Here is a 23,918-nt window from a genome sequence, read left to right as displayed (position 1 = left end):
CATAAACCACGACGCATAACTGAGGGTGGGTCAAATCTCGGTGAAAATACCGGGTCAGTTCTCAGTGACAATCAACAATGGCGGTGCTATCCGGTGAGAAAGTCACGGGATAACTGATGCATGAAAACAATCGAAAAGATCGGGCGGTTCACCATAGCTGAGAACCGGCGCGCACTCTACCTGAGATGGTGGGATTCTCACGCTAAGAAAACTCAAACGAAATGCCTGCATGCGGCGACTCTGGAACAGGCAAGAACGCTCGCAAAGGAGCGCATGAAGGTCGTCTTGGATCGCACCGAGACTATTCGACCTGACAGCGGCGATGATCCGACGTTCGGTGAAATTTGGCTTGGCTTTGAGCAGGACAAGCGGAAGCAGCTTGCAGCCGAACGCTTTCGTCTCTTGGAAAATCGGAGGGAGCTATACTTTAAACCGCATCTTTGGAACGTCAGAATGTCCAAGATGGGTCCTGCTCTTCGGGCGCTGGTAAAGGGCATGGAAGAGGGTCGGGTTCGCCCCGAAAATGCCAAGTCGAAGCTAAAGACCCTTACACCTGACGGCAAGCCCAGGCTACATCCCAATACTATTGCTGACATTATCGGCAGCGCAGTAGAGGCCTGCGCACTCGCGAAAAGCGACAGTCTAACGACTCACAATCCGCCCAAGATCCCTTTCATCGCAGGGGTCACAGCGCCGGAAGATCGAGATCCGAAAGGCAGATACATCAGCTTCGAGGAACTGGGCCTACTGATCGACGCTTGCAAGCGTCCACACGTTCTCGATCTTCTTCTTCTCGACATCGGCTGCGGTGGTCGGATCGGCGCGGTGGCAGACATGACGGGGGCGAAGGTTCGCCTTGATCTTGGTGTTATTGATCTTCTTGGGGAAGGATTTGTCGAAACAAATCGGCGAAAGAAAACTCCAATTATACCGGTTACTGGTCCTATGGAGCGTATTTTGAGCAGGCTCGTTGCGGCAAATCGAGACGGTTTCCTTATTCATGAAACCGGCGGCCCAATCTCAGCAGGCGCTCGCAATTTTACGCAAATTATTCAGAGATTGGTGGCGCGAGCGCATTCGGCCAGAACGCCTGACCAGGTCAAGCGGAAGGTGCTGGAACCAACCGAACAAGGGAATGTAAACTGGTATTCGATTAGGCGCACATTTGCCGATTGGCTCGACGAGAGGGTGAGTGATGCGGCAATCAGCGCAGTTATGGGGCATTTTGAGATTTCCTCTCGGACCAGGCGTCAACTTTTCGAGGCCGGGAGCCCTACCACCGACCTCTACAAACGCCGCAAATTGGGGCCGGTCCTTGAAGTTGCGGCCGTTCTCGATGGGGAATGGTGGCCTTCCATTCAGCCATTCACAACTGTAGACCTGCGAAGAGAGACTTGAAGGCTGAAGCGAGCTGATGCATGATGTTGGTTAAGGTTTTGATATATAAAGATTTATATGAGTTAGATAACCGCGTGCATGACGTGCAAATCACCCGTGAAAGCCCGAACTACCGTATCGGTTAACCCATAAAGCAGCGGCCCCCAGGCCGTTCTTTGCAAAAGGAAGATGCCATGACCCCCGGCGCGCGCGTATCAGCAGCGATAGAAGTTCTGGACGCGATCGCCGGGGGGCTGGCCGCCGAACAGGCGCTGACCCGATGGGCGCGGCAAAGCCGTTTCGCAGGCTCCAAGGACCGGGCCGCCGTGCGGGACCATGTCTTCGACGTACTGCGCCAGAAACGCACCGCTGCCCACTACGGCAAGGGTGAGACCGGTCGCGCGCTGATGATTGGTGTGCTGCACGGGCAGGGGGCTGACCTTGAGGCGCTGTTTTCGGGGGCGGGCCACGCGCCCGTTCCGTTGACGGAGGAGGAGCGGGCTTTCCCGCCCGCGCCCGAAGATCGCGCAACCCGGCTGAACCTGCCCGACTGGTTGCTGCCTCTGTTCGATACGGCGCTCGGGGAGAATGCGGATGCCGCGGCCCTCGCGCTTCAAGAGCGCGGGCCGATCTGCCTGCGGGTAAACACCGCACGGATCGCCGTGCCCGCGGCGCAAGAACTGCTGGCCGAAGAGGGTGTCCAAACCCGCGCAAACCCGCTTGCCGAAGCCGCGCTGACCGTGACCGAAGGCGCGCGCCGCATCCGAAATTCCGCCGCCTTCACTGACGGTTACGTCGAATTGCAAGACGCAGCGAGCCAAGCTGTCGTCGCCGCGCTGCCTTCGGGGGGCCGGGTGCTCGACTACTGCGCCGGCGGCGGCGGCAAAGCGCTTGCGCTGGCCATGGACTCCGCGCGTGAGATCACGGCACACGACATTGACCCCCGCAGGATGAGCGATCTTCCCCCCCGCGCCGATCGCGCGGGCGTCGCGATTTCCCTAGCCGATACCGAAGAAGCCAAAGCGGGCGCCCCCTATGATCTCGTCCTCTGCGATGCGCCCTGTTCCGGCTCGGGCGCATGGCGCCGCGCGGCGGAGGGGAAATGGACCCTGACCCCCGAGCGCTTGACCGAGCTGACCACCATTCAGGACCAGATTCTCGATACCGCAGCAGGACTTACAGCACGCGACGGAGTCTTGGCCTATGCCACTTGCTCCCTGTTGCGGGAGGAGAACGAAGCGCGGGTCAAGGCTTTTCTGGCCCGCCACCCCGAGTGGCGAGTCGCCCGCATGGACCGCTATGACGTAACCCCCGATGGCGACGGATTCTTTTCAGCACAGTTGACGCGCGAGTAAATTTACCCATAATCAACCAATGCGTGCAAATCGATTTCGGTTAAAGCCTGCTTAACCTCTGTCGCACGTAATAGTCGTATGATTCGGTTGTTAGGGGATGTGCGTGCAGCAGGGCGTTGGGCATTCAGGGATTGGGGCGCAGGCGGGCCTCAGGCGGCTTTGGCTGCTTGTGGTGATGGCTCTTGCCGCTGGCGCGCTTGCGATGCGCAGCATTGATGCGACGTTGCAGCTTTCCCTTGCCGCGTCGGCGGCCACATTGGTTTTTATTTCAACTGGTTACATCGTCTTTCTTCTATGGGATAGGGGCCGGAATCGGGTCAGCGCGGATGGAGTCGCGGACTTCATCGCAAAAGACGCCGCACCGAGTTTCATCGCCACCTCTGATCGGCAAGTCATTTACCGCAACGAGGCGGCTCTGAAGCAGTTCGGCAAGGTCGGCGAAGAATCCCTCGCGCAGGCCTTACGAGCACATTTCGCCAATCCCGTGGGCCTTCTCTACCGCCTGCAATCACGCGCCACCGCCAGCGGCAACGCACGGGAAGAGGTGATCACCCGGTCCGGCCCCATGCGCCTATCGGTGCACCAGTTATCAGCCGACCGCCTGCTTTGGCGGATTGAAAGCGTTGCCACCCGCGAGGGCCCACGGAGTATGCACGAAAGCATGGCCTTGCCAATGGTCATGCTGGGCCGCGGCGGGACGATCCTTTCCATGAATGAAGCGGCGCGCATACTGGTCGGGGAACGGGTGAAGTCACTGGACCGATTGTTCAATTCCCTACCCTTAACCCCCGGAACCGTGACCGAAATCGCCACCGCGGAAGGAAACCGGCAGGTACTGGTGGCCGAGGTTGAGGCCGGCGCGAACCGCCGCGCGCTCTATCTTCTGCCGCCGCCCGAAGGGGCGGCCTCTCCCAATGAGTTAGGCTGGGAAACCTTTCAAGACCTCCCCGTGCCGATGATCAAACTGCGCCCCGACGGAACGGTATTGGCCTTCAACCGTATGGCGGGGAAGCTACTTGGCGTATCGCTGCGGCGCGACACCCATCTTTCGCATCTGATGGAGGGGCTCGGCCGCTCGATCTCGGACTGGCTGCAAGACAGTCTTGCAGGGCGGTTGGTTCAAAAGTCCGAATTTCTCAGGCTCACCCGAACGGATCAGGAGGTCTTCGTTCAGGTTTCGCTCAACCGCATATCCGAAGCCGGCGAGGCGGCCCTCATCGCGGTGCTGCAGGACGCGACCGAACTCAAATCGCTTGAGGCACAATTCGTGCAGAGCCAGAAGATGCAGGCCATTGGACAGCTTGCCGGGGGCGTCGCGCATGACTTCAACAACCTTTTGACTGCGATTTCCGGGCATTGTGACCTCCTCTTGCTGCGGCACGATCAGGGCGACCCGGATTTCAGCGATCTGGTCCAGATCAACCAGAACGCCAACCGGGCGGCCGCCCTTGTGGGGCAACTCCTCGCTTTCTCGCGCAAACAAACCCTCCGGCCAGAGACGCTCGACATGCGCGATACCCTCGCCGATCTCATGCATTTGCTGAACCGTCTGGTGGGCGAAAAAGTAACGCTGACCCTTAGCCATGACCCGGTACTTGCGCCGATCCGCGCGGATAAACGTCAGTTGGAGCAGGTATTGATGAACCTCGTCGTCAACGCCCGCGATGCCATGCCCGCCGGGGGCGAGATCCGTATCGTGACCGAGGTGACGAGCCTCGACCAACCGCTTGAAAGAGATCGGGTCAGCGTGCCAGCAGGCCGCTACGTCACGGTGCAGGTGCATGACGATGGCACGGGCATTCCGAAGGATAAGCTGCAAAAAGTCTTCGAGCCATTTTTCACCACCAAACGAACCGGCGAGGGCACCGGCCTGGGCCTCTCCACTGCCTACGGCATCGTCAAACAAACGGGCGGATTCATCTTTATCGACAGTGAGTTGGGCAGGGGCACATGTTTCTCCCTCTACTTCCCCGTGCTGGAGGGCCAGCCCACCGCGGTCGCGAAAAAGCCCCCGGCGTCGCCGGATCAAAGCCCGCTTCAGCGGTCCGACGGGGTGATCTTACTGGTGGAGGATGAAGCACCCGTGCGCGCCTTCGCAAGCCGCGCCTTGCGGCTGCGCGGCTACACAGTGCTCGAAGCCGAATCCGCCGAAGCCGCGTTAAAGATGCTCGAAGATAAGGAGTTGGATATCGATGTATTCGTAACAGACGTCGTTATGCCCGGCATGGATGGGCCAAGCTGGGTGCGCCAAGCGCTCAAACAACGCCCGGATGTGCGAGTTGTTTTCGTCTCGGGCTATGCGGAGGATAACTTCGGTCAGGAACAGTCGAAAATTCCGAATTCTGTCTTCCTGCCCAAACCCTTCTCTCTCACCGACCTGACCATAACGGTCCACAATCAGCTACATTAAGCATCACCTGGGGCAGGGTTATGTAATCGACTCGTAAAGCTCAAACTCCGCCGCGAACTTACGGCGAAAGCGTTTCTCCACATTCGGGGAAAGCGCCAGCTCCATCTTGGGAGAGACATTCTCCTGCCCCAAGGTCAGCGTCACGTCGAGCCGCTCTTCCAAAAAGCGACGGAGCCGCGTCTGATCTTCATAGCGGAAATGGTGAGTGATCCCGGTGCCGTTCGGTTGGGTCTCCATGAACTTCAGCTGGCTCCCCACATCGGCGAAGCCCGGCTTGTCGCCCTTCATATAGGCGAGGACGAATTCGTCGAAAGTGATCCCGAAAGTGTTGTTCGGCTTGCCCTTCATGAAGGGGCGCTGCCGATAGCGATACCAACTGCCCAGCCAAGAGATCGGTTCGCGCATCACCGCCATCAGCTCAAGCTCGGCATCGCAAACTTTTAGAAACATTGGTCGAATAAAACGATTATAGCGATAAACAGGCGCATGCTTCAGCATGGGCGGATCGGAAATCACCATGTCCGCCCGCGGCGCCAGTGCTTTTTCATAGGCCGTGGTTCCGGTCTTTGGGACCGACAGAAAAGCCAGCCGTTCTTTAAAAAAAACAATCAATTGCGTCTTACCTTGGGCTGCAGGCGGCCCTTTCTGGTTTGGGTAAACCATTTCTTTACCATTCTCGCCAAAACATAAAGGATAAACAAAGTCATTGAAATGTTCCGCATTTACCCTCATATGGAACATTAGAAGAACATAAGCGACGCAGCGCGCAGGCGATTGCCGCCGGGGCGCCACTGTGACACTAAGGAATGAACCTAATGGCAACGGCAGATCTTTTGACGATGGACAGCAAGAAAACCGCAGAAAAGCAAAAGGCGCTCGACAGCGCGCTGGCCCAGATCGAACGTCAGTTCGGCAAAGGGTCGATCATGAAACTGGGGGCCGAAGGGGCGATCCAGGATATCAAAGCCAGCTCCACAGGCTCGCTTGGCCTTGATATCGCGCTTGGCATCGGCGGCTTGCCGATGGGGCGTATCATTGAGATTTATGGCCCGGAATCCTCGGGTAAGACAACGCTGACCCTGCATTGCGTGGCAGAGCAGCAGAAAGCAGGGGGCGTTTGCGCCTTTGTCGACGCGGAACATGCCCTTGATCCGCAATATGCGAAAAAGCTTGGCGTGGACATTGACGAGCTGTTGATTTCCCAGCCCGACACGGGTGAACAGGCGCTTGAGATCACCGATACGCTGGTACGCTCTGGCGCGGTCAATATGGTAATCGTCGACTCCGTCGCGGCCCTGACGCCGAAATCCGAGCTTGAAGGTGAGATGGGCGACAGCAATGTTGGCGTTCAGGCCCGTTTGATGAGCCAAGCAATGCGCAAGCTCACCGGGTCGATCAGCCGGTCCAATTGTATGGTTATCTTTATCAACCAAATCCGGATGAAGATCGGCGTGATGTTCGGCTCTCCGGAGACCACCACCGGCGGTAACGCGCTGAAATTCTACTCCTCCGTCCGTCTCGACATCCGCCGGATCGGCGCCCTGAAGGACCGGGACGAAGTCGTGGGCAACGCAACGAAGGTTAAGATCGTCAAGAACAAGGTGGCGCCGCCTTTCAAACAGGTCGAATTCGATATCATGTATGGTGAAGGCATCTCCAAAATGGGGGAGTTGCTGGACCTTGGGGTGAAGGCCGGTGTGGTTGATAAATCCGGCTCATGGTTCAGCTACGGGGATGAACGGATCGGGCAGGGGCGTGAGAACGCAAAGAACTTCCTGAAACAGAACACTGCTATGGCGTCGGAGATCGAAGATAAGATCCGCGCGGCCCACGGGTTGGACTTCGAAGGCTCCGGCGGTGACGACGCGGATATTCTCGAAGCTTGAACTGCTTTGACAATTTGAATTTAAGAAGGGGCGTGGCCAAAGGCTGCGCCCCTTTTTCATGGGCAGGAACGGTGGACAGCGCCGGGACTGAGGGGTATTTGGGACCGATCAAATCTGCCCCGGAAGGCCTCGCCATGAAGACGCTGAATGAAATTCGCTCAACTTTTCTGAATTATTTCGATGCGCAGGGGCATCAGATCGTGCCCTCCAGCCCGCTGGTGCCGCGCAACGACCCGACATTGATGTTCACTGCGGCCGGCATGGTCCAGTTCAAGAACCTCTTCACCGGGGTCGAGACGCGCGATTACAGCCGTGCCACATCGGCGCAGAAATGTGTGCGGGCGGGCGGCAAGCACAATGACCTCGATAATGTCGGCTATACCGCGCGGCATCACACGTTTTTCGAAATGCTCGGCAACTTCAGCTTCGGCGACTACTTCAAGGCCGAAGCGATCCCCTTTGCTTGGGACCTGCTGACCGAGGAGTTCGGCATCGACCCGAACCGCCTTTTGGTCACAGTGTACCATACCGATGAAGAAGCGGTTAAAATCTGGAAGGCCCATACCGGCCTGCCGGATGAGCGCATCATTCGCATCGCGACGGATGATAACTTCTGGTCCGCTGGCCCCACCGGCCCCTGCGGGCCCTGTACCGAGATTTTCTACGATCACGGCGATCACATTTGGGGCGGCCCTCCGGGATCGCCCGAGGAAGACGGTGACCGTTTCGTCGAGATCTGGAACCTCGTTTTCATGCAATACGAGCAGTTCGAAGACGGCACCCGCCAGCCGCTGCCCAACCAGTCGATCGATACCGGGATGGGGATCGAACGGGTGGCGGCGCTGTTGCAGGGCACGAATGACAACTATGCCACCGACCTCATGCGCAACCTGATCGAGGCGAGCGCCCATGCGTCTTCGACCGATCCCGACGGGCCCGGCAAGACCCATCACCGGGTGATCGCGGATCACCTGCGTTCGACCTCCTTCCTGATTGCCGATGGGGTGATGCCCTCCAACGAAGGCCGCGGATATGTGCTGCGCCGGATCATGCGGCGCGCCATGCGCCATGCGCATCTGCTCGGCGTTAAGGATCCCTTAATGCATCAGCTGGTACCATCCTTGGTGCAGCAGATGGGCGCGGCTTACCCTGAGTTGGGACAGGCGCAATCGCTTATCCGTGAGACTTTGCTGTTGGAGGAAACCCGTTTCCGCCAAACGTTGGATCGCGGTTTGAAGCTGCTGGATGATGAGTTGAGCGGTTTGCCCGAGGGGGCGACCCTGCCGGGGGAGGCGGCGTTTAAACTTTATGACACATATGGCTTCCCGCTTGATCTGACGCAGGATGCGCTGCGCGAGAAGGGCCGTGCGGTCGATACCGAGGGCTTCGACACCGCCATGGCAGCGCAGAAGGCCAAGGCCCGTGCGGCCTGGGCCGGCTCCGGCGAGGCTGCGGATGCTACCGTTTGGTTCGATGTGGCCGACAAAAGCGGCGTGACAGAGTTTCTGGGCTATGACACCGAAAGTGCTGAGGGGCAGATCGTCGCCTTGGTGCAGGGCAGTGATCAGGTCGAAGCCGCCGCAGTAGGCAGCGATGTGCAGGTCGCGCTGAACCAGACTCCGTTTTATGCCGAAAGCGGCGGGCAGGTTGGCGACACCGGCGTGATCCGGACGCAGACCGGTATTGTGAACGTGACCGATACGCGGAAATCGGCGGGCGTTTTCGTGCATTTCGGCCATGTGGTCGAAGGCGAGGTGAAGCCGGGGCAGACCGCTGTTCTTGAGGTGGATCGTTTGCGGCGCAGTGCCATCCGCGCCAACCACTCGGCCACGCACTTGCTGCATGAGGCCCTGCGCAACGCGCTTGGGGATCATGTCTCGCAGCGCGGTTCGCTGAATGCGCATGATCGTCTGCGGTTTGACTTCTCCCATGCCAAAGGGTTGACGCAGGAAGAGTTGAGCCAGGTCGAGCGTGAGGTGAATGATTACATCCGCCAGAACACGCCGGTTGAGACGCGGATCATGACGCCAGACGATGCGCGCGCCATGGGGGCGCAGGCGCTCTTTGGTGAGAAATATGGCGACGAGGTGCGTGTCGTCTCGATGGGGCAGTTGGAAGGGTCCGGCAAGGGCAGCGACAAGTCGACCTATTCGCTGGAGCTTTGCGGCGGCACTCATGTGCGGCAGACGGGTGATATCGGCGCCTTCGTCCTTTTGGGAGATAGCGCAAGCAGCGCGGGCGTCCGCCGGATCGAAGCGCTGACCGGGACCGAGGCTTTGGCATGGCTGCGCGAGCAGGAAGCGGCGCTGAGCCGGGTCGCGGCGGAGTTGAAAACCTCGGCCAGTGACGTGCCGGAACGGGTGCGTGCATTGCTGGACGAGCGCCGCAGCTTGTCCAACGAAGTGGCGCAGCTGCGTCGTGAGTTGGCGATGTCGGGCGGCGGCGCGGCTGCACCCGAAGCGCGCGAGGTGAACGGCGTGAAATTCGTAGGCCAAGTGCTGAGCGGTATCACGGGCAAAGACCTGCCGGGTCTGGTGGATGAACATAAGGCCAAGCTCGGCTCGGGCGCGGTTTTGTTGATCGCCGACACCGGCGGCAAGGCGGCAGTCGCAGGCGGTGTGACGAAGGATTTGACAGATCGCCTCTCGGCGGTCGACATGGTGAAAGCGGCGGTGGCCGAACTGGGCGGTAAGGGCGGCGGTGGCCGTCCTGACATGGCGCAGGGCGGCGGCGCTTCGGCGGAGAATGCCGAGGCGGCGATTGCTAAGGCTGAGAACGTCTTGAAAGGATAAGGCCCATGGGCGCACTTTGGATTGCACATGTCACCGTCACCGATGAGGAGGCGTATAAGGAATACGCCGCGGGCGCCACTGATGCCATTGCGGCACATGGCGGGAAGTTCATCGCCCGCGGCGGGCGGTTCGTTCAGCTTGAGGGCAAAGAGCGGCCGCGCAACGTGGTGGCCCGTTTCCCCGATGTCGAAACGGCCGAAAAATGTTATCATTCCGATGCTTATCAAGCGGCGTTGAGCCATGCGCGCGGGGCGTCAGAGCGCGAATTGATGATCGTCGAAACCGACGAATGATTCTAAGACGCCCCGCCTGAACGACAGGCGGGGCGTCTTGCATTGCCGGGGCGGAACCTTCTAACGGTAAGGCGGTTGATCTCTCATGAACTTCGACCGACTATCCGCTTTCGCCCAATGGTGCCGCCGCCATGTGGAGGTGACGACACTGGCCCTGATGGGGCTTTCGATCACAGCCGTTTGGACCTTGGCCGAACTGACCGAAGAGGTCGTCGAAGGCAGCACCAGCAGCCTTGACCGTGACATCCTATTGTTCTTGCGCACGCCCGGCGACCTTTCCGATCCCATCGGCCCGTGGTGGGTGGAGGAAATTGGCCGCGATTTGACGGCGTTGGGCGGGGTCGCGGTGCTGGTACTGACGACCGTCGTCGTCTCGCTCTTTTTCCTGCTGCAACGGCGGTGGTCGACCGCGCTTTACATCCTCGCAACCGTTGGCGGGGGCATCGTGCTGAGCAGCATCGCCAAGGAGTTTTTCGACCGTCCGCGCCCTGACCTCGTGCCGCATGGCTCACTCGTGCATACGGCAAGCTTCCCCTCGGGGCATTCGATGATGGCGGCGGTGGCTTACCTTACCCTTGGCGCGATGGTGGCGCGGGCGCAGAAACGCTGGGCGCTCAAGGTCTATACGCTGGCGGTTGCCGTCCTGCTCACGCTGCTCGTTGGGATCAGCCGGGTCTATATGGGGGTGCATTGGCCGACGGATGTGGCGGCGGGCTGGCTTGGCGGCGGGGCTTGGGCCATCCTTTGCCTGATTGCGGCGCTGAGTTTGGCGAGGCGTGGGCATATCGATCGCGAGGAAAGCGATACTTAACGCCGCGAGGTCTCCGAGGCGCGGATATGAAAACGGCAGCGCATCGTGAAATGCGCTGCCGTTTTGTTCTGACTTACCGTAGCTTAGCTGGCTTTTGCCATCCGCTTGCGCTCATGCGGGTCGAGGTAACGCTTGCGCAGGCGCACGGCGTTCGGGGTCACTTCGACCAGCTCGTCGTCGTCGATATAGGCAATCGCCTCTTCAAGGCTCAGCGTCATCGGCGGGGTCAGGCGCACCGCGTCATCGGTGCCCGAGGCTCGCACGTTGGTCAGCTTCTTGCCCTTCAGCGGGTTCACTTCCAGATCGTTGTCGCGGCTGTGCTCGCCGATGATCATGCCGGTGTAGACGTCCGCCTGCGCGCCGATCATCATCTTGCCGCGCTCTTCGAGGTTCCACAGCGCGTAAGCGACCGAGGTGCCGTTCTCCATCGAGATCAGCACGCCCGCGCGGCGGCCCGGGATCGGGCCCTTGTGCGGCGCCCAGCCGTGGAAGACGCGGTTCAACACGCCGGTGCCGCGGGTGTCGGTCAGGAATTCACCGTGATAGCCGATGAGCCCGCGCGAGGGGACATGGGCGATGATCCGGGTCTTGCCAGCGCCGGCGGGTTTCATTTCAACCAGCTCGCCCTTGCGGGTGCCGGTGATTTTCTCGATCACCGCGCCGGAGTATTCGTCATCCACGTCGATGGTGGCTTCTTCGATCGGCTCATGGCGTACGCCGTCGATCTCTTGGAACAGCACCTGCGGGCGGGAGATCGACAGCTCGAACCCCTCACGGCGCATGTTCTCGATCAACACGCCCATCTGCAATTCGCCGCGGCCCGCGACTTCGAAAGCCTCGCCGCCCGGTGTGTCGGAGATTTTGATCGCCACGTTGCTTTCGGCTTCTTTCAGCAGACGCTCGCGGATCACGCGGGATTGCACCTTTTTGCCGTCGCGGCCCGCGAGCGGGCTGTCGTTGATGCCGAAGGTCACAGTGATGGTGGGCGGGTCGATCGGCTGCGCCGGGATCGCTTCGTTCACCGAAGGATCGGCCAGCGTATCGGCCACGGTGGCCTTGGCCATGCCCGCGATGGAGACGATGTCACCTGCTTCGGCCACGTCGATGGCGGTCTGCTCCAGCCCGCGGAAGGCGAGGATTTTGGTGGCGCGGAAGGTCTCGATCTGGGTGCCGTCGCGCGACATCGCTTTGACGGTTTGGCCCGCTTTCAGGGTGCCGGTTTCGACGCGACCGGTCAGCAGGCGGCCCAGGAACGGGTCGCCGCCGAGCGTGGTGGCCAGCATCGTGAAGGGCTTGTCGGCGTTCTCGATCTGCTTGGGCGCGGGGACGTGATCAAGGATCAGGTCAAACAGCGCAGAGAGGTCTTTGCGCGGCCCGTCAAGTTCGGCATCCGCCCAGCCGGAGCGGCCCGAGGCATACATATGCGGGAATTCGAGCTGTTCGTCGGTGGCGTCGAGGCTGGCGAAAAGGTCGAAACATTCGTCCAGCGCCCGGTCAGGCTCGGCATCCGGCTTGTCGACCTTGTTCAGCACGACGATCGGGCGCAGGCCCAGTTTCAGCGCCTTGGAGGTCACGAATTTGGTCTGAGGCATCGGGCCTTCGGCGGCGTCCACCAGAAGGACCACACCGTCGACCATCGACAGGATGCGCTCAACCTCGCCGCCGAAGTCGGCGTGGCCCGGCGTGTCGACGATGTTGATGCGGGTGTCGTTCCAGACGACGGAGGTTGGCTTGGCGAAGATGGTAATGCCGCGCTCACGTTCCAGATCGTTGCTGTCCATGGCGCGCTCGGTGGTCGCCTGGTTTTCACGGTAGGTGCCGGATTGTTTCAGAAGCTCGTCCACCAGCGTCGTCTTGCCGTGGTCGACGTGGGCGATGATTGCGATGTTGCGCAGGTCCATTAAGTCAGCCTTTGGATAGGGGAGGGACGCGCCAACCTGAAGCTGCGCGTATAATTGCGCCGCCCATACCGCGCCCCGGCTGCAATTGCTAGCCCTAATGCCGTGACGCCCCCCTTACTGCGCGAAGCTGTGCCACTGGTGCAGCCTTAGTGGGTGGCGCTGTTCGAAAAGAGGTGGATGACCAGAATGCCGCTGATAATCAGCACAAGCCCCAGAACCGCGGGCAGATCGAGCCGCTGACCGAAGAGGACGAAGCCGATAATCGCGATCAGCACGATGCCCAGACCGGCCCAAAAGGCATAGACGATCCCAACTGGCATGACCTTCAGCGCCAGCGACATGCAGTAGAAAGAGATCATGTAGAAGACCACCACCGCCACCGAAGGCCAGAGCCGGGTGAATTGATGCGAAGCCTGCACCGCGGTCGTGCCAAGGGTTTCCGCCACCACGGCGATGATGAGCCACAGGTAATGCATCTCGGTCTTCCTTAGAGCGGGAGTTCGGTGGTTTCCTTGATCTCCTCCATCACGAAACTGGCCGAAACATCCGATAGCGGCACCCGGCGGATCAGGTCCTGATAGAGGCGATCATACCCCGCCATATCCCGAACGCGCGCCCGGATCAAATAGTCCAGATCACCGGTCATCCGGTAGACGCCGAGTATCTCGGGCATGGCTTTCGTGGTGCGGGAGAATTTCTCGAGCCAATCGGGAGCATGGGCGTTGGTGCGGACTTGGATAAAGACGCTGAGGCCGAGGCCGAGTTTCGCCGCGTCCAAGAGCGTCACCCGGTTCTTGATCACGCCCGCCTTTTCCAGCGCCCGGATGCGCCGCCAGCAGGCATTGCGCGACAAGTTGACCGCCGCGCCAAGCGCTTCGAGGGATTGGCTAGCGTCGCGTTGCAGTTCGACCAATATGCGGCGGTCTATCTCATCAAGTGTTGTCATGGCGGTAGTTTGGTGGGAAATCTTCTCACGCACAAGCGGTTGTTGGGAGTGATTTGAGACAACGTCACAAGCAGGATCGGCTAGGGTAGGGGAAAGGCAGAGACAGGAGTTTCCCATGATCGCACGCATCTTCCTCGACCATCCCGCCAAGGTGGATGAGACGTTTCTGGAGCATATGGCCTTCGCGCTGAAGTTTTCGGGGCTGCTGTTTGCGGCGGCTGGCGCGGCGCTCGTGCATGCGCTGGTCCCGTGTTTGTTCGAAAAGACGGCGAGTGGGATCATCGCGAAGCTTTACGCGCGGACGCATAATCGCGGGCAGTGAGGGCCAGCGCCTGCCCGCGGGTGGGCGATCTTACGTGGCCTCGTGCCACTTTATGGTTCAGCAATGTTGTGCATTCCGCGAGGTCACGCCCAGCCAAGCCAAATCGCCTACCCGGCCGGGCGGGCAGGCGATGGCCCGGCGCCTACGGCTTGATTCCGGGCCGGGCGGCAAAAGCGAAAAAAGGCCGCATCGCTGCGGCCCTTCGCATTTAGCGCAATGCCGAACAACTCAGCCCGCCAGCGCCTTGTTCAGGTTCTCGTCCACCTTCTCCAAGAACCCCATGGTCGTCAGCCAACCCTGATCCGGCCCCACTAGCAGGGCAAGGTCCTTGGTCATGAAGCCTGATTCCACCGTATCCACCACGACCTTCTCCAGCGTCTCGGCGAAGTTGATCAGCGCGGTGTTCTCGTCCAGCTTACCCCGGTGCTTCAGCCCGCCGGTCCAAGCGTAGATCGACGCGATGGAATTGGTCGAGGTTTCCTCGCCCTTCTGGTGCTGGCGGTAGTGCCGTGTCACGGTGCCGTGGGCGGCCTCGGCCTCCACAATCTTGCCGTCGGGTGTCATCAGTTGCGAGGTCATCAGCCCGAGCGAGCCGAAACCCTGCGCCACGGTGTCGGACTGCACATCGCCGTCGTAGTTCTTGCAGGCCCAAACATAGCCGCCCGACCATTTCATCGCCGAGGCGACCATGTCGTCGATCAGGCGGTGCTCGTACCAGATGTTCTTCTTCTTGAAGTCCTCGGCGAATTCCGCGTCGAAAATCTCTTGGAACAGGTCTTTGAACCGCCCGTCATAGGCCTTCAGGATCGTGTTCTTGGTCGAGAGATAGACCGGCCAGCCACGGTTCAGACCGTAGTTGAAGGACGCGCGCGCGAAATCGCGGATCGAATCGTCGAGGTTGTACATCGCCATGGTGACACCGGCGGAGGGCGCATCGAAGACCTCCTTCTCGATGGTCTCGCCATCATCACCGACGAATTTGATGGTCAGCTTGCCTTTGCCGGGAAAGCGGAAGTCGGTGGCGCGGTACTGGTCGCCGAAGGCATGACGGCCGACGACGATCGGCTGGGTCCAGCCCGGCACAAGGCGCGGCACGTTGCGGCAGATGATCGGCTCGCGGAAGATCACGCCGCCCAGAATATTGCGGATGGTGCCGTTGGGGCTGCGGTACATGCGCTTGAGGCCGAACTCTTCGACCCGCGCCTCGTCGGGTGTGATCGTGGCGCATTTCACGCCGACGCCGTGTTCGCGGATCGCATGGGCCGCGTCGACGGTGATCTGGTCGTCAGTCTCGTCCCGCACTTCGATGCCGAGGTCGTAATACTTTAGGTCAACGTCAAGATAGGGCGTGATTAGCTTCTTTTTAATGAAATCCCAGATGATCCGGGTCATCTCATCGCCGTCGAGTTCGACGATGGGGTTTTCTACCTTGATCTTCGACATGACGAATTCCTCTGTTTTAGGGTGCGTTTGGCCGTGCTTTAGCCTATTCGGGGCCAAAGAGAAAGATCGTATACAATGGTATGCCGAAGGCTGCGGTCAGGCGCCGACCCCGGCGAAAAAGCTGCTGATGCGGGCGCGGGCATAGGACCAAAGGGCAGGGGCGCCGATGGCGATCTTGCGGCCCACCTTTTCTTCGATTTGCGCTTCCGAGACGTTATAGTCAGTCCAACTGCCGCCGCCGGAGGCGAGGTTCTGCATCGGCGGCTGGAACCGATCAAGCGATTTGGCAAAGCGGGCCGTAGGGCTTTCGGCGGCCTCGAACTCTTCCCAGATGCTGCGCAGGTCGTCCCGCAGATCGTCCGGCAATAGGCCAAAGATGCGGTCGGCGGCGATTTGTTCCTGCGCTTCCATCTCGGCGGCGTCATAGTCGCCAAAGATTGGATTGTCGCCCGCGTCAATCTCGACAAGGTCGTGCAGGATCAGCATCTTGATGACGCGGTTGATGTCGACCTCAGGCCCCGCCTGATCGGCCAGCACCAGTGCATAGAGCGTCAGATGCCACGAATGTTCGGCAGAGTTTTCCGCACGGCTGGCATCGCATAGGGTGGTGCCGCGCAGCACGGTTTTCAGCTTGTCGGCCTCATTCAGAAAGGCAATCTGCTTGTCCAGCCGCTCTGTCATGCGCCGCCCTTGCCGCGATGGTCGCGCAGCTTGCGCGCCAGAAAGGCGCGGGCCTTGTCGTTGGCCATCCGGGTGCGAACGGCCGTGAGAAAGGCTTCTTCCAGCGTTTGCGACGAGGCGCCCAGCACCTCGCCGACTTCCATGAACAAGCGGTCTTCACCCGTCTCGGCCTGTACGGCGAGACATTCCTCGGCCAATTTATTGGCCAGTTGGGTGACGACCGCGTCCGCCATCAGCGTGTGGATTCCGTCAGGCGGCGTTTCACATAGTCGCTGGTCGAGGTGATCAGCGTGTCCATATGCGGCTCTTCAAAGAAGTGCCCGGCGCCTTCGATCTCCTGATGGGTGATCGTGATGCCCTTTTGCTCGTGCAGCTTGCTGACGAGGTTCGTGGTATCGGCAGGCGGCGCCACGCGGTCGGCGGTGCCGTTGATCACCAGACCCGAGGCCGGGCAGGGCGCGAGGAAGGAAAAGTCGTACATATTCGCAGGCGGAGAGACCGAGATGAAGCCCGTAATCTCAGGCCGACGCATCAGCAGCTGCATCCCGATCCATGCGCCAAAGGAGAAACCCGCAACCCAGCAATGCTTAGAGTTGTTGTTCATCGACTGCAGGTAATCGAGCGCCGAGGCCGCATCAGACAATTCGCCGATGCCCTGATCGTATTCGCCTTGGCTGCGGCCCACGCCACGGAAGTTGAAGCGCAACACGGTAAAACCCATGTTGTAGAACGCATAGTGCAGGTTATAGACGACCTTGTGATTCATCGTGCCGCCGAACTGCGGATGCGGATGGAGCACGATGGCAATCGGGGCGTCACGTTCTTTTTGGGGGTGGTAGCGGCCTTCAAGGCGGCCTTCGGGTCCGGGAAAAATAACCTCGGGCATGGGTATCCCTGTCTAGGGGTTCAAAGATCGCCGCGAATAGTTGACGAATTCGCTAGGCCACCTTAGAACGGTTCTAATCTGGTTCCGCGCAGTGTCGCGTGGATCAGTCTTTGGACTTAGGCATTTAAGCCGCCCACGTCAATCAAATGGCGCGGCGGGTGAGGGTGAGACGATGAAGCTATCTACCAAAGGGCGCTACGCGATGGTCGCTTTGGCCGATATTGCCCTGCAACCCGAGGGCACCTTGGTGTCTCTGGGCGACATTGCCGAGCGACAGTCGGTCTCTTTGCCCTATCTGGAGCAGTTGTTCGTCAAGCTCCGTCGGGCCGAATTGGTGACCTCTGTCCGGGGGCCGGGTGGCGGGTATCGTTTGGCGCGTCCGGCGGCGGATATTCGCGTGGTCGATGTGCTGGCGGCGGTGGATGAGACGGTGGATGCGATGCACAAGGGGGCGGGCGCCTCTGGCGGGCTGTCGGGCAGCCGGGCGCAATCGCTGACCAACCGGCTGTGGCAGGGGCTGAGCGCACATGTCTATGTATTCCTGCATCAGACGCGCCTCTCGGATGTGGTTGAGAATGAGCTGGCCCCCTGTCCGGCGGTGCCGACACTCTTTGCCGTGGTGGATGAGTCGTGACGGTGGTTTTGGGCAACGGGGGCGCCTTGGCGGCTGTGGCCTGCGCGGCTGGTGATGTGGGATTTCGGGGGCGCTGCCCCCGGACCCCCGCGGTATTTGGAAAAGGATGAAGGATGCGGGTCTATCTTGACCATAACGCGACCACGCCGCTGCGGGCGGAGGCGCGCGCGGCGATGATCGCGGCGATGGACCTGCCCGGCAACCCATCTTCGGTCCATGCCGAGGGGCGTGCGGCCAAGGCCGTGGTCGAGCGCGCGCGGGTGCAGGTGGCGGGGCTTGTGGGCTGTGATCCGGTCGATGTGATTTTTACCTCCGGGGCGACCGAGGCGGCGGCGCTTGCGGCTGCGATGGGGGCGCGGGTTGTGACCTCAGCGGTGGAACATGACGCGGTTCTGTCTTGGGGGCAGGCGGCGCGTTTGGGTGTCGACGCACAGGGTGTTTGGGATGGTGACCTGACCGCCGCGGCGGGGGGCGATGTGGTGGCCCTACAGGCCGCGAACAGCGAGACGGGTGTGTTGCAGCAGACCATGCCTTTGGCGCAGCAATGTTGGGCAATGGAGAGCACGCCCTATGTGTTGGTCGATGCGGTGCAGGCGCTTGGCAAAACCCGGTTCAAGATGGCGACTTCGGGCGCGGATTTCATCCTTGTCTCGGCGCATAAGCTGGGCGGGCCCAAGGGGATCGGCGCATTGATCGTCAAACGCGGCATTGATCTGGCCGAACATGCGCTGCTGCGCGGCGGCGGGCAGGAGATGGGCCGCCGTTCGGGGACCGAGAATATCCCCGCCATTGCAGGGTTCGGCGCGGCGGCTGAGGCCGCGGCGGCCGATCTGGCTGCGGGGCGTTGGGAAGAGGTGGCAGAACAGCGTGATTTGCTGGAAGCGACCCTTGCGGATGCCGCAAGTCTGACTATTTTTGTAGGGAAAGGCGCTCAGCGCCTGCCCAACACCTCTTGTATCATCACGCCCGGCTGGAAGGGCGAGACCCAAGTGATGCAGATGGACCTTGCCGGTTTTGCCATTTCGGCGGGGTCGGCCTGTTCCAGCGGCAAGGTGCGTGCCAGTGCCGTATTGCGCGCCATGGGCTTTGATGAAACACAGGCCGCCAGCGCGATCCGGGTGTCGCTGGGCCTCGACACCACCCGGGAAGATATCCTGCGGTTCGCCACGAGCTGGACCGCCAAATTGAAAAAGCACGAAACGCGGGCCGCCTGAGCGCCGCCACGGAAAGGAACTGAAACCTTGGAAAATATGACCCTGAAAGAGAATGATGGCGTCAAGGAAGGCGTTGACCAGGAAACCGTGGATGCCGTGCGCGAAGTCGGCGGCAAGTACAAATACGGCTGGTCCACCGACATCGAGATGGAATACGCGCCCAAAGGGCTGACGCCCGACATCGTGAAGCTGATCTCGGAGAAGAACGACGAGCCTGAGTGGATGACCGAATGGCGGCTTGAGGCTTACAACCGTTGGCTCAGCAAGGAAGAGCCGGATTGGGCGATGGTGGATTATCCTGAAATCGACTTTCAGGAGCAGTATTATTACGCCCGCCCCAAAAGCATGGCCGAGAAGCCCAAGTCGCTCGACGAGGTCGATCCGAAACTGCTGGCGACCTATGAAAAGCTCGGCATCCCGCTGAAGGAGCAAATGATCCTTGCTGGCGTCGAAGGCGCCGAGGATGCGCCTGCCGAGGGCCGCAAGGTGGCAGTGGACGCGGTGTTCGATTCCGTTTCCGTCGGCACAACCTTCCAGGAAGAGTTGAAGAAGGCCGGCGTGATCTTCTGCTCGATTTCCGAGGCGATCCGCGAATACCCTGATCTGGTGAAGAAGTACCTCGGCTCGGTCGTGCCGGTGTCGGACAACTTCTACGCCACGCTGAACTCCGCCGTCTTCTCCGACGGCTCCTTCGTCTATGTCCCGCCGGGCGTGCGCTGCCCGATGGAACTGTCGACCTATTTCCGCATCAACGCCGAGAACACCGGCCAGTTCGAGCGGACGCTGATCATCGCCGACAAGGGCTCTTACGTCAGCTACCTTGAAGGCTGTACGGCACCGCAGCGCGACGAGAGCCAGTTGCACGCCGCCGTGGTCGAGATCATCGTCGAGGAAGACGCGGAAGTGAAATACTCCACCGTTCAGAACTGGTATCCCGGTGACGAGGACGGCAAGGGCGGTATCTACAACTTCGTGACCAAGCGCGCCGATTGCCGTGGCGACCGCGCCAAGGTGATGTGGACGCAGGTCGAGACCGGCTCTGCCGTGACTTGGAAATACCCGTCCTGCATCCTGCGTGGCGACGACAGCCAAGGCGAGTTCTACTCCATCGCCATCGCCAACAACATGCAGCAGGCCGACACCGGCACCAAGATGGTGCACCTCGGCAAGCGCACCAAGTCGCGGATCGTCTCCAAGGGCATCTCGGCCGGCAAGGCGCAGAACACCTACCGCGGGTTGGTGTCCATGCACCCCAAGGCCAAGGAATCGCGCAACTATACCCAGTGCGACAGCCTGTTGATCGGCTCGGAATGCGGGGCCCATACGGTGCCCTATATCGAGGTGAAGAACAACTCGAGCCGCGTTGAGCACGAGGCGACCACCTCCAAGGTGGACGACGACCAGATGTTCTATTGCCGCTCGCGCGGCATGGACGAGGAAGAGGCCGTGGCGCTGGTGGTGAACGGTTTCTGCAAGGACGTGCTGCAGGCGCTGCCGATGGAGTTCGCCATGGAAGCGCAGGCGCTCGTGGCGATCTCGCTGGAAGGCTCTGTCGGCTAATGAGCCTTGATGCGGCGCATACTCCTCTCCGCCTGCATTGGTGGAAGGCGCAGCCGAACTTCGGCGATGCGCTGAGCCCGCTGATCCTGAGCCATGTCTCGGGGCGGCGGGTGGAGCATGCGTCTGTGGATGAGGCGGATGTCTTTGGTCTCGGCTCGCTTTTGCAGATCGTGCGGCGGAACTACGACACGCCGCGTGCAGGAGCCAAGCCGGTGATCTGGGGCAGCGGGTTGTTGCGTCCCGCCGGGGGTCGTGCCTTCCTGAAGAACATCGAAATCGCGCTGCTGCGCGGGCCGGTGACGGCGGCGCTTCTCGGGATCGAGACCGATGCCTTTGGTGATCCGGGGCTTTTGGTGAACGAGGTTCTGCCCAGCGACGCACCGCGCGGCAACAAGATCGGTATCGTGCCGCATCACACGCTGGCGGACGATCCCGGCCTGCTGGACCTCGTAGCCTCCGACAGCGCCTATGTGCTGATCGACCCGCGCGACCCGGTGGAGCAGGTTTGCGCCGGCATCGCCGCCTGTGCCCATGTCTTTGCCTCGTCGCTGCACGGGTTGATCACGGCGGATGCTTACGGCGTGGCCAATACTTGGGTGACGCCCGAGGGGCAGGGGCGGCTGAAGTTCCACGACTACGCCGCCGCCGTGGGGCGCGACATGCGCGCGCCGATTGCCTTGGCCGAGATACCGGCAGCGCCCAAACCAGACGCGCCGCTGACCTATCAGGACGGCATCACTGCCTGCCGCGCCGCGCTGAAAGACAGCTTTCCCGCCGCGCTCTGCGCCCGTCAGGGGGCGGCATGAACTTTAACACGCAGGGGCAAGCCCCTGAGACAACACTGAAATAGCATGAATTGCGGCGCAAGGCGCGCCAGAAGGAGACCGAAATGCTGAGCATCAAGAACCTGCAGGTGAAACTGGAAGAAGAGGACAAGCAGATCCTCAAGGGCGTCGATCTGGAAGTCGAGGCCGGCAAGGTGCACGCGATCATGGGGCCGAACGGCTCGGGCAAGTCTACGCTGAGCTATGTGCTCTCGGGCAAGGACGGCTACGAGGTCACCGAAGGCTCCGCCACACTCGAAGGCGAAGACATCCTCGAACTGGAACCCGAAGAGCGCGCCGCGGCGGGCCTCTTCCTTGCCTTCCAGTACCCGGTGGAAATCCCCGGCGTCGGCAACATGACCTTCCTGCGCACCGCCGTGAACGCACAGCGCAAGGCGCGCGGCGAAGAGGAAATCTCGGCTGCGGACTTCCTTAAGGAAATCCGCGCCAAGGCGAAGGACCTCAAGATCGACGCAGAGATGCTGAAGCGCCCCGTGAACATGGGCTTCTCCGGCGGTGAGAAAAAGCGCAACGAAATCCTGCAGATGGCGATGCTAGAGCCCAAGATGTGCATCCTCGACGAGACCGACTCGGGCCTCGACGTGGACGCGATGAAGCTGGTGGCCGAAGGCGTGAATGCCCTGCGCACCGAGGGCCGTGGTTTCCTCGTTATCACGCACTACCAGCGTCTTCTGGACCACATCAAACCCGACGTTGTGCACATCATGCACGATGGCCGCATCATCAAGACCGGTGGTCCTGAGCTCGCGCTCGAAGTCGAGAACAACGGTTACGCAGACATCCTTGCCGAGGTGGCATAATGGCCGAAGCACAACTGAAAGAAACCCCGACCGAGGCGATGATCGCAGCGCTCGACATGCCGCAGGGTGGCTGGAGCCGTGCGGCGCGCGAGGATGCGCTGGCGCGGGTGCGCGCCATGGGCCTGCCGCAGCGCCGCGATGAATATTGGAAGTTCACCCGCCCCGACACGCTGACCCAGGCCGAGGCGCAGCCCGCTGCGATCTTTGATCACGGCGATGCGCCGTTGTTCGACGGCACCGAGCGTCTGCGTATCGTCTTCGTCGATGGCGTGTTCGACGCCGACGCCTCGGATGATCTCACGCTCGAAGGCGTCAGCATCGAACGGCTGGCCGCGGCGGACAGCGACCTGCACTGGGCGCGCGATCTTTACGGGACGCTGGAGAAGAACGGCCAGACCCCGGTGCAGCGCCCGCTCGCCGCGCTGAACACCGCCTTTGCGACCGATGGCGTCTTGATCCATGTGACCGGCACGCCGAGCAAGCCAATCAATCTGGTTTATACCCATAAATCAGAGACTTCTGACGCGATGTTGCACCATGTGGTGAAGCTCGACAAAGGTGCCGAAGTCACGCTTTTGGAGAACGGCCCCGCCGCGGCGCGCTTCAACACCGTGATGGAGGTTGAGGTGGCCGACACTGCGCGCTTCCACCATGTGCGCGCACAGGGCCGCGACCACGAGCGCCGTGCCGCGACCCATGTCTTTACCCGTTTGGGCACCGAGTCGCTGTTCAAGAGCTTCACCGTCACCGTGAACGGCGCGCTGACGCGCAACGAATGCGTGATCGAACTCACTGGCGACGATGCCTCGGCTCATGTCGCGGGCGCCTGCGTCGGCGATGGTGATTTCCACCATGACGACACGGTTTTCATCACCCATGATGCCGAGAACTGCGAAAGCCGTCAGGTATTCAAGAAGGTGCTGCGCAACGGTGCGACAGGCGTGTTCCAAGGCAAGATCCTCGTCAAGGAAGGCGCGCAGAAGACCGATGGCTACCAGATCAGCCAGTCGCTGCTGCTGGACGGCGACAGCCAGTTCCTCGCCAAGCCCGAGCTTGAGATCTACGCCGACGACGTGGCCTGTTCGCATGGCTCCACTTCCGGCGCGATCGACGAGGAGGCACTGTTCTACCTCCGCGCCCGCGGTGTGTCCTATGCCGAGGCGACCGACCTGCTGACGCTGGCCTTCCTTGCCGAAGCGGTGGAGGAGATCGAGGCCGAGGAACTGCGCGAAGAAATCACCGGGCGTCTCAGCTCGTGGTTGGAGCGTCGTAGCGCCTGATGGCTGTCACCAGCGATATCGTTGCGACCTACCGCGGCCCCGGCAAAGTGATGTCGGGGCTGCTTGCGCAGGGACGCAACGAGGTGCGCGTGCTCATGTTCGCGCTGATGGCGGGGCTGCTGATCTTCGTGGCCCTGTCGCCGTATCAAGCCCGCGCAGCGCATCTCGATCCGGACGGGCCGCTTGCGGTGCGCCAGTATTGGAGCGCGTTTTTCTGGATCTTCGTGATGCCCTTGCTGCTCTATGGCTTGGCCGCGATGGTCTGGGGGATCAGCCGTCTCGCGGGGCAACGGCTCAGCGGTTATGCGGTGCGGCTGACCTTGGTTTGGTCGCTCCTTGCCTCTGCACCGATCCTTTTGTTGCTGGGCCTCGCGCTTGGGTTCATCGGGCCGGGCCTACAGGCACAGATTGTCGGGGTGATCTGGTTGGCCGTGTTCTTTTGGTTCTGGATCGCGGGCCTTGTCGCCGCGCAGCGGGGCTGA

The 23,918-nt window shown here is 61.0% G+C and carries 23 protein-coding genes; 15 read left to right on the top strand and 8 right to left on the bottom strand.

Going from position 1 to position 23,918, the window contains the following annotated elements; all coding sequences use genetic code 11:
• Positions 1 to 120: 120 nt before the first annotated feature.
• From ACGYK4_RS07070 to ACGYK4_RS07060, 3 genes are all read left to right on the top strand, one after another.
• Positions 121 to 1,398 carry a site-specific integrase gene (locus ACGYK4_RS07070; RefSeq protein WP_136720494.1) on the top strand — a complete coding sequence of 426 codons (1,278 nt, stop codon included), beginning with the start codon at positions 121 to 123 and terminating at the stop codon, positions 1,396 to 1,398.
• A 173-nt stretch (positions 1,399 to 1,571) separates the two neighbouring features.
• The gene (locus ACGYK4_RS07065; RefSeq protein ID WP_394455759.1) at positions 1,572 to 2,732 is read left to right on the top strand and encodes an RsmB/NOP family class I SAM-dependent RNA methyltransferase; all 1,161 of its coding nucleotides are present in this window, start codon (positions 1,572 to 1,574) and stop codon (positions 2,730 to 2,732) included.
• Between the two features lie 175 nt (positions 2,733 to 2,907).
• The gene (locus tag ACGYK4_RS07060; protein WP_394455781.1) at positions 2,908 to 5,142 is read left to right on the top strand and encodes an ATP-binding protein; all 2,235 of its coding nucleotides are present in this window, start codon (positions 2,908 to 2,910) and stop codon (positions 5,140 to 5,142) included.
• Between the two features lie 18 nt (positions 5,143 to 5,160).
• On the opposite strand, the gene ACGYK4_RS07055 is transcribed toward ACGYK4_RS07060, so the two are convergent.
• The gene (locus ACGYK4_RS07055; protein ID WP_271693818.1) at positions 5,161 to 5,754 is read right to left on the bottom strand and encodes a gamma-glutamyl kinase; all 594 of its coding nucleotides are present in this window, start codon (positions 5,752 to 5,754) and stop codon (positions 5,161 to 5,163) included.
• A gap of 203 nt (positions 5,755 to 5,957) precedes the next feature.
• Between ACGYK4_RS07055 and recA the strand changes: the two genes are divergently transcribed.
• The 4 genes from recA to ACGYK4_RS07035 all read left to right on the top strand — a co-directional run bounded on the left by recA (position 5,958) and on the right by ACGYK4_RS07035 (position 10,924).
• On the top strand, positions 5,958 to 7,028 hold the full coding sequence (gene recA / locus ACGYK4_RS07050; RefSeq protein WP_067261794.1) for a recombinase RecA: 1,071 nt from the start codon (positions 5,958 to 5,960) through the stop codon (positions 7,026 to 7,028).
• Between the two features lie 134 nt (positions 7,029 to 7,162).
• Positions 7,163 to 9,820 carry an alanine--tRNA ligase gene (alaS, locus tag ACGYK4_RS07045; RefSeq protein WP_394455757.1) on the top strand — a complete coding sequence of 886 codons (2,658 nt, stop codon included), beginning with the start codon at positions 7,163 to 7,165 and terminating at the stop codon, positions 9,818 to 9,820.
• Between the two features lie 5 nt (positions 9,821 to 9,825).
• Positions 9,826 to 10,113: a DUF1330 domain-containing protein gene (locus ACGYK4_RS07040; RefSeq protein WP_394455756.1), complete on the top strand. Its 288-nt coding sequence runs from the start codon at positions 9,826 to 9,828 to the stop codon at positions 10,111 to 10,113.
• Positions 10,114 to 10,198: 85 nt separating this feature from the next.
• Positions 10,199 to 10,924 (top strand): phosphatase PAP2 family protein, encoded by a 726-nt coding sequence (locus ACGYK4_RS07035; protein WP_067261800.1) that lies wholly within the window; start codon positions 10,199 to 10,201, stop codon positions 10,922 to 10,924.
• 83 nt (positions 10,925 to 11,007) lie between these two features.
• Here the strand turns inward: ACGYK4_RS07035 and typA are convergent, their stop codons facing one another.
• The 3 genes from typA to ACGYK4_RS07020 all read right to left on the bottom strand — a co-directional run bounded on the left by typA (position 11,008) and on the right by ACGYK4_RS07020 (position 13,771).
• Entirely contained in the window at positions 11,008 to 12,825 is a 1,818-nt protein-coding gene (gene typA / locus ACGYK4_RS07030; RefSeq protein WP_209218798.1) for a translational GTPase TypA, read from the bottom strand.
• Positions 12,826 to 12,971: 146 nt separating this feature from the next.
• A complete protein-coding gene (locus tag ACGYK4_RS07025) occupies positions 12,972 to 13,301 on the bottom strand; it encodes a multidrug efflux SMR transporter (protein WP_067262978.1) in 330 nt (109 codons plus the stop codon).
• 11 nt (positions 13,302 to 13,312) lie between these two features.
• Positions 13,313 to 13,771 carry an Lrp/AsnC family transcriptional regulator gene (locus ACGYK4_RS07020; RefSeq protein WP_394455754.1) on the bottom strand — a complete coding sequence of 153 codons (459 nt, stop codon included), beginning with the start codon at positions 13,769 to 13,771 and terminating at the stop codon, positions 13,313 to 13,315.
• Positions 13,772 to 13,886: 115 nt separating this feature from the next.
• Between ACGYK4_RS07020 and ACGYK4_RS07015 the strand changes: the two genes are divergently transcribed.
• Positions 13,887 to 14,093 carry a DUF6356 family protein gene (locus ACGYK4_RS07015; protein WP_394455752.1) on the top strand — a complete coding sequence of 69 codons (207 nt, stop codon included), beginning with the start codon at positions 13,887 to 13,889 and terminating at the stop codon, positions 14,091 to 14,093.
• Between the two features lie 228 nt (positions 14,094 to 14,321).
• Here the strand turns inward: ACGYK4_RS07015 and ACGYK4_RS07010 are convergent, their stop codons facing one another.
• The 4 genes from ACGYK4_RS07010 to ACGYK4_RS06995 all read right to left on the bottom strand — a co-directional run bounded on the left by ACGYK4_RS07010 (position 14,322) and on the right by ACGYK4_RS06995 (position 17,103).
• A complete protein-coding gene (locus ACGYK4_RS07010; protein ID WP_271693722.1) occupies positions 14,322 to 15,536 on the bottom strand; it encodes an NADP-dependent isocitrate dehydrogenase in 1,215 nt (404 codons plus the stop codon).
• Between the two features lie 96 nt (positions 15,537 to 15,632).
• Positions 15,633 to 16,217 (bottom strand): HD family hydrolase, encoded by a 585-nt coding sequence (locus tag ACGYK4_RS07005; protein WP_394417453.1) that lies wholly within the window; start codon positions 16,215 to 16,217, stop codon positions 15,633 to 15,635.
• Positions 16,214 to 16,450 (bottom strand): hypothetical protein, encoded by a 237-nt coding sequence (locus ACGYK4_RS07000; protein ID WP_209218794.1) that lies wholly within the window; start codon positions 16,448 to 16,450, stop codon positions 16,214 to 16,216. Before ACGYK4_RS07000 ends, ACGYK4_RS07005 begins: the two co-directional genes overlap by 4 nt.
• Positions 16,450 to 17,103, bottom strand: a complete 654-nt coding sequence (locus tag ACGYK4_RS06995) for an alpha/beta hydrolase (RefSeq protein WP_067262961.1) — start codon at positions 17,101 to 17,103, stop codon at positions 16,450 to 16,452. The genes ACGYK4_RS07000 and ACGYK4_RS06995 overlap by 1 nt, the downstream gene beginning before the upstream one ends.
• Before the next feature lie 172 nt (positions 17,104 to 17,275).
• On the opposite strand from ACGYK4_RS06995, the gene ACGYK4_RS06990 reads away from it, so the two are divergent.
• The 7 genes from ACGYK4_RS06990 (at position 17,276) to ACGYK4_RS06960 (ending at position 23,918) form a co-directional block, all read left to right on the top strand.
• Positions 17,276 to 17,737: an Rrf2 family transcriptional regulator gene (locus ACGYK4_RS06990; protein WP_067262959.1), complete on the top strand. Its 462-nt coding sequence runs from the start codon at positions 17,276 to 17,278 to the stop codon at positions 17,735 to 17,737.
• A gap of 113 nt (positions 17,738 to 17,850) precedes the next feature.
• The gene (locus tag ACGYK4_RS06985; RefSeq protein WP_394455750.1) at positions 17,851 to 18,951 is read left to right on the top strand and encodes a cysteine desulfurase family protein; all 1,101 of its coding nucleotides are present in this window, start codon (positions 17,851 to 17,853) and stop codon (positions 18,949 to 18,951) included.
• A 36-nt stretch (positions 18,952 to 18,987) separates the two neighbouring features.
• Positions 18,988 to 20,511 carry a Fe-S cluster assembly protein SufB gene (gene sufB, locus ACGYK4_RS06980; protein ID WP_394455779.1) on the top strand — a complete coding sequence of 508 codons (1,524 nt, stop codon included), beginning with the start codon at positions 18,988 to 18,990 and terminating at the stop codon, positions 20,509 to 20,511.
• Positions 20,511 to 21,317: a polysaccharide pyruvyl transferase family protein gene (locus ACGYK4_RS06975; RefSeq protein ID WP_394455748.1), complete on the top strand. Its 807-nt coding sequence runs from the start codon at positions 20,511 to 20,513 to the stop codon at positions 21,315 to 21,317. Before sufB ends, ACGYK4_RS06975 begins: the two co-directional genes overlap by 1 nt.
• A gap of 83 nt (positions 21,318 to 21,400) precedes the next feature.
• Positions 21,401 to 22,156, top strand: a complete 756-nt coding sequence (gene sufC / locus ACGYK4_RS06970) for a Fe-S cluster assembly ATPase SufC (RefSeq protein ID WP_067262950.1) — start codon at positions 21,401 to 21,403, stop codon at positions 22,154 to 22,156.
• The gene (sufD, locus tag ACGYK4_RS06965) at positions 22,156 to 23,436 is read left to right on the top strand and encodes a Fe-S cluster assembly protein SufD (protein WP_394455746.1); all 1,281 of its coding nucleotides are present in this window, start codon (positions 22,156 to 22,158) and stop codon (positions 23,434 to 23,436) included. The genes sufC and sufD overlap by 1 nt, the downstream gene beginning before the upstream one ends.
• On the top strand, positions 23,436 to 23,918 hold the full coding sequence (locus ACGYK4_RS06960; RefSeq protein ID WP_394455745.1) for a YIP1 family protein: 483 nt from the start codon (positions 23,436 to 23,438) through the stop codon (positions 23,916 to 23,918). Before sufD ends, ACGYK4_RS06960 begins: the two co-directional genes overlap by 1 nt.

Source organism: Sulfitobacter sp. 1A13368, from assembly GCF_043557275.1.
Taxonomy (GTDB): domain Bacteria; phylum Pseudomonadota; class Alphaproteobacteria; order Rhodobacterales; family Rhodobacteraceae; genus Sulfitobacter; species Sulfitobacter faviae.
The sequence above is the reverse complement of the archived record's forward strand: the minus strand, read 5'-3'. Positions and strand labels throughout refer to the sequence as shown.

Coding starts and splice junctions, on each gene's coding strand:
- ACGYK4_RS07070 (WP_136720494.1), top strand. CDS start 121: ATGAAAACAATCGAAAAGATCGGGCGGTTCACCATAGCTGAGAACCGG.
- ACGYK4_RS07065 (WP_394455759.1), top strand. CDS start 1,572: ATGACCCCCGGCGCGCGCGTATCAGCAGCGATAGAAGTTCTGGACGCG.
- ACGYK4_RS07060 (WP_394455781.1), top strand. CDS start 2,908: ATGGCTCTTGCCGCTGGCGCGCTTGCGATGCGCAGCATTGATGCGACG.
- recA (WP_067261794.1), top strand. CDS start 5,958: ATGGCAACGGCAGATCTTTTGACGATGGACAGCAAGAAAACCGCAGAA.
- alaS (WP_394455757.1), top strand. CDS start 7,163: ATGAAGACGCTGAATGAAATTCGCTCAACTTTTCTGAATTATTTCGAT.
- ACGYK4_RS07040 (WP_394455756.1), top strand. CDS start 9,826: ATGGGCGCACTTTGGATTGCACATGTCACCGTCACCGATGAGGAGGCG.
- ACGYK4_RS07035 (WP_067261800.1), top strand. CDS start 10,199: ATGAACTTCGACCGACTATCCGCTTTCGCCCAATGGTGCCGCCGCCAT.
- typA (WP_209218798.1), bottom strand. CDS start 12,825: ATGGACCTGCGCAACATCGCAATCATCGCCCACGTCGACCACGGCAAG.
- ACGYK4_RS07025 (WP_067262978.1), bottom strand. CDS start 13,301: ATGCATTACCTGTGGCTCATCATCGCCGTGGTGGCGGAAACCCTTGGC.
- ACGYK4_RS07020 (WP_394455754.1), bottom strand. CDS start 13,771: ATGACAACACTTGATGAGATAGACCGCCGCATATTGGTCGAACTGCAA.
- ACGYK4_RS07015 (WP_394455752.1), top strand. CDS start 13,887: ATGATCGCACGCATCTTCCTCGACCATCCCGCCAAGGTGGATGAGACG.
- ACGYK4_RS07010 (WP_271693722.1), bottom strand. CDS start 15,536: ATGTCGAAGATCAAGGTAGAAAACCCCATCGTCGAACTCGACGGCGAT.
- ACGYK4_RS07005 (WP_394417453.1), bottom strand. CDS start 16,217: ATGACAGAGCGGCTGGACAAGCAGATTGCCTTTCTGAATGAGGCCGAC.
- ACGYK4_RS07000 (WP_209218794.1), bottom strand. CDS start 16,450: ATGGCGGACGCGGTCGTCACCCAACTGGCCAATAAATTGGCCGAGGAA.
- ACGYK4_RS06995 (WP_067262961.1), bottom strand. CDS start 17,103: ATGCCCGAGGTTATTTTTCCCGGACCCGAAGGCCGCCTTGAAGGCCGC.
- ACGYK4_RS06990 (WP_067262959.1), top strand. CDS start 17,276: ATGAAGCTATCTACCAAAGGGCGCTACGCGATGGTCGCTTTGGCCGAT.
- ACGYK4_RS06985 (WP_394455750.1), top strand. CDS start 17,851: ATGCGGGTCTATCTTGACCATAACGCGACCACGCCGCTGCGGGCGGAG.
- sufB (WP_394455779.1), top strand. CDS start 18,988: ATGACCCTGAAAGAGAATGATGGCGTCAAGGAAGGCGTTGACCAGGAA.
- ACGYK4_RS06975 (WP_394455748.1), top strand. CDS start 20,511: ATGAGCCTTGATGCGGCGCATACTCCTCTCCGCCTGCATTGGTGGAAG.
- sufC (WP_067262950.1), top strand. CDS start 21,401: ATGCTGAGCATCAAGAACCTGCAGGTGAAACTGGAAGAAGAGGACAAG.
- sufD (WP_394455746.1), top strand. CDS start 22,156: ATGGCCGAAGCACAACTGAAAGAAACCCCGACCGAGGCGATGATCGCA.
- ACGYK4_RS06960 (WP_394455745.1), top strand. CDS start 23,436: ATGGCTGTCACCAGCGATATCGTTGCGACCTACCGCGGCCCCGGCAAA.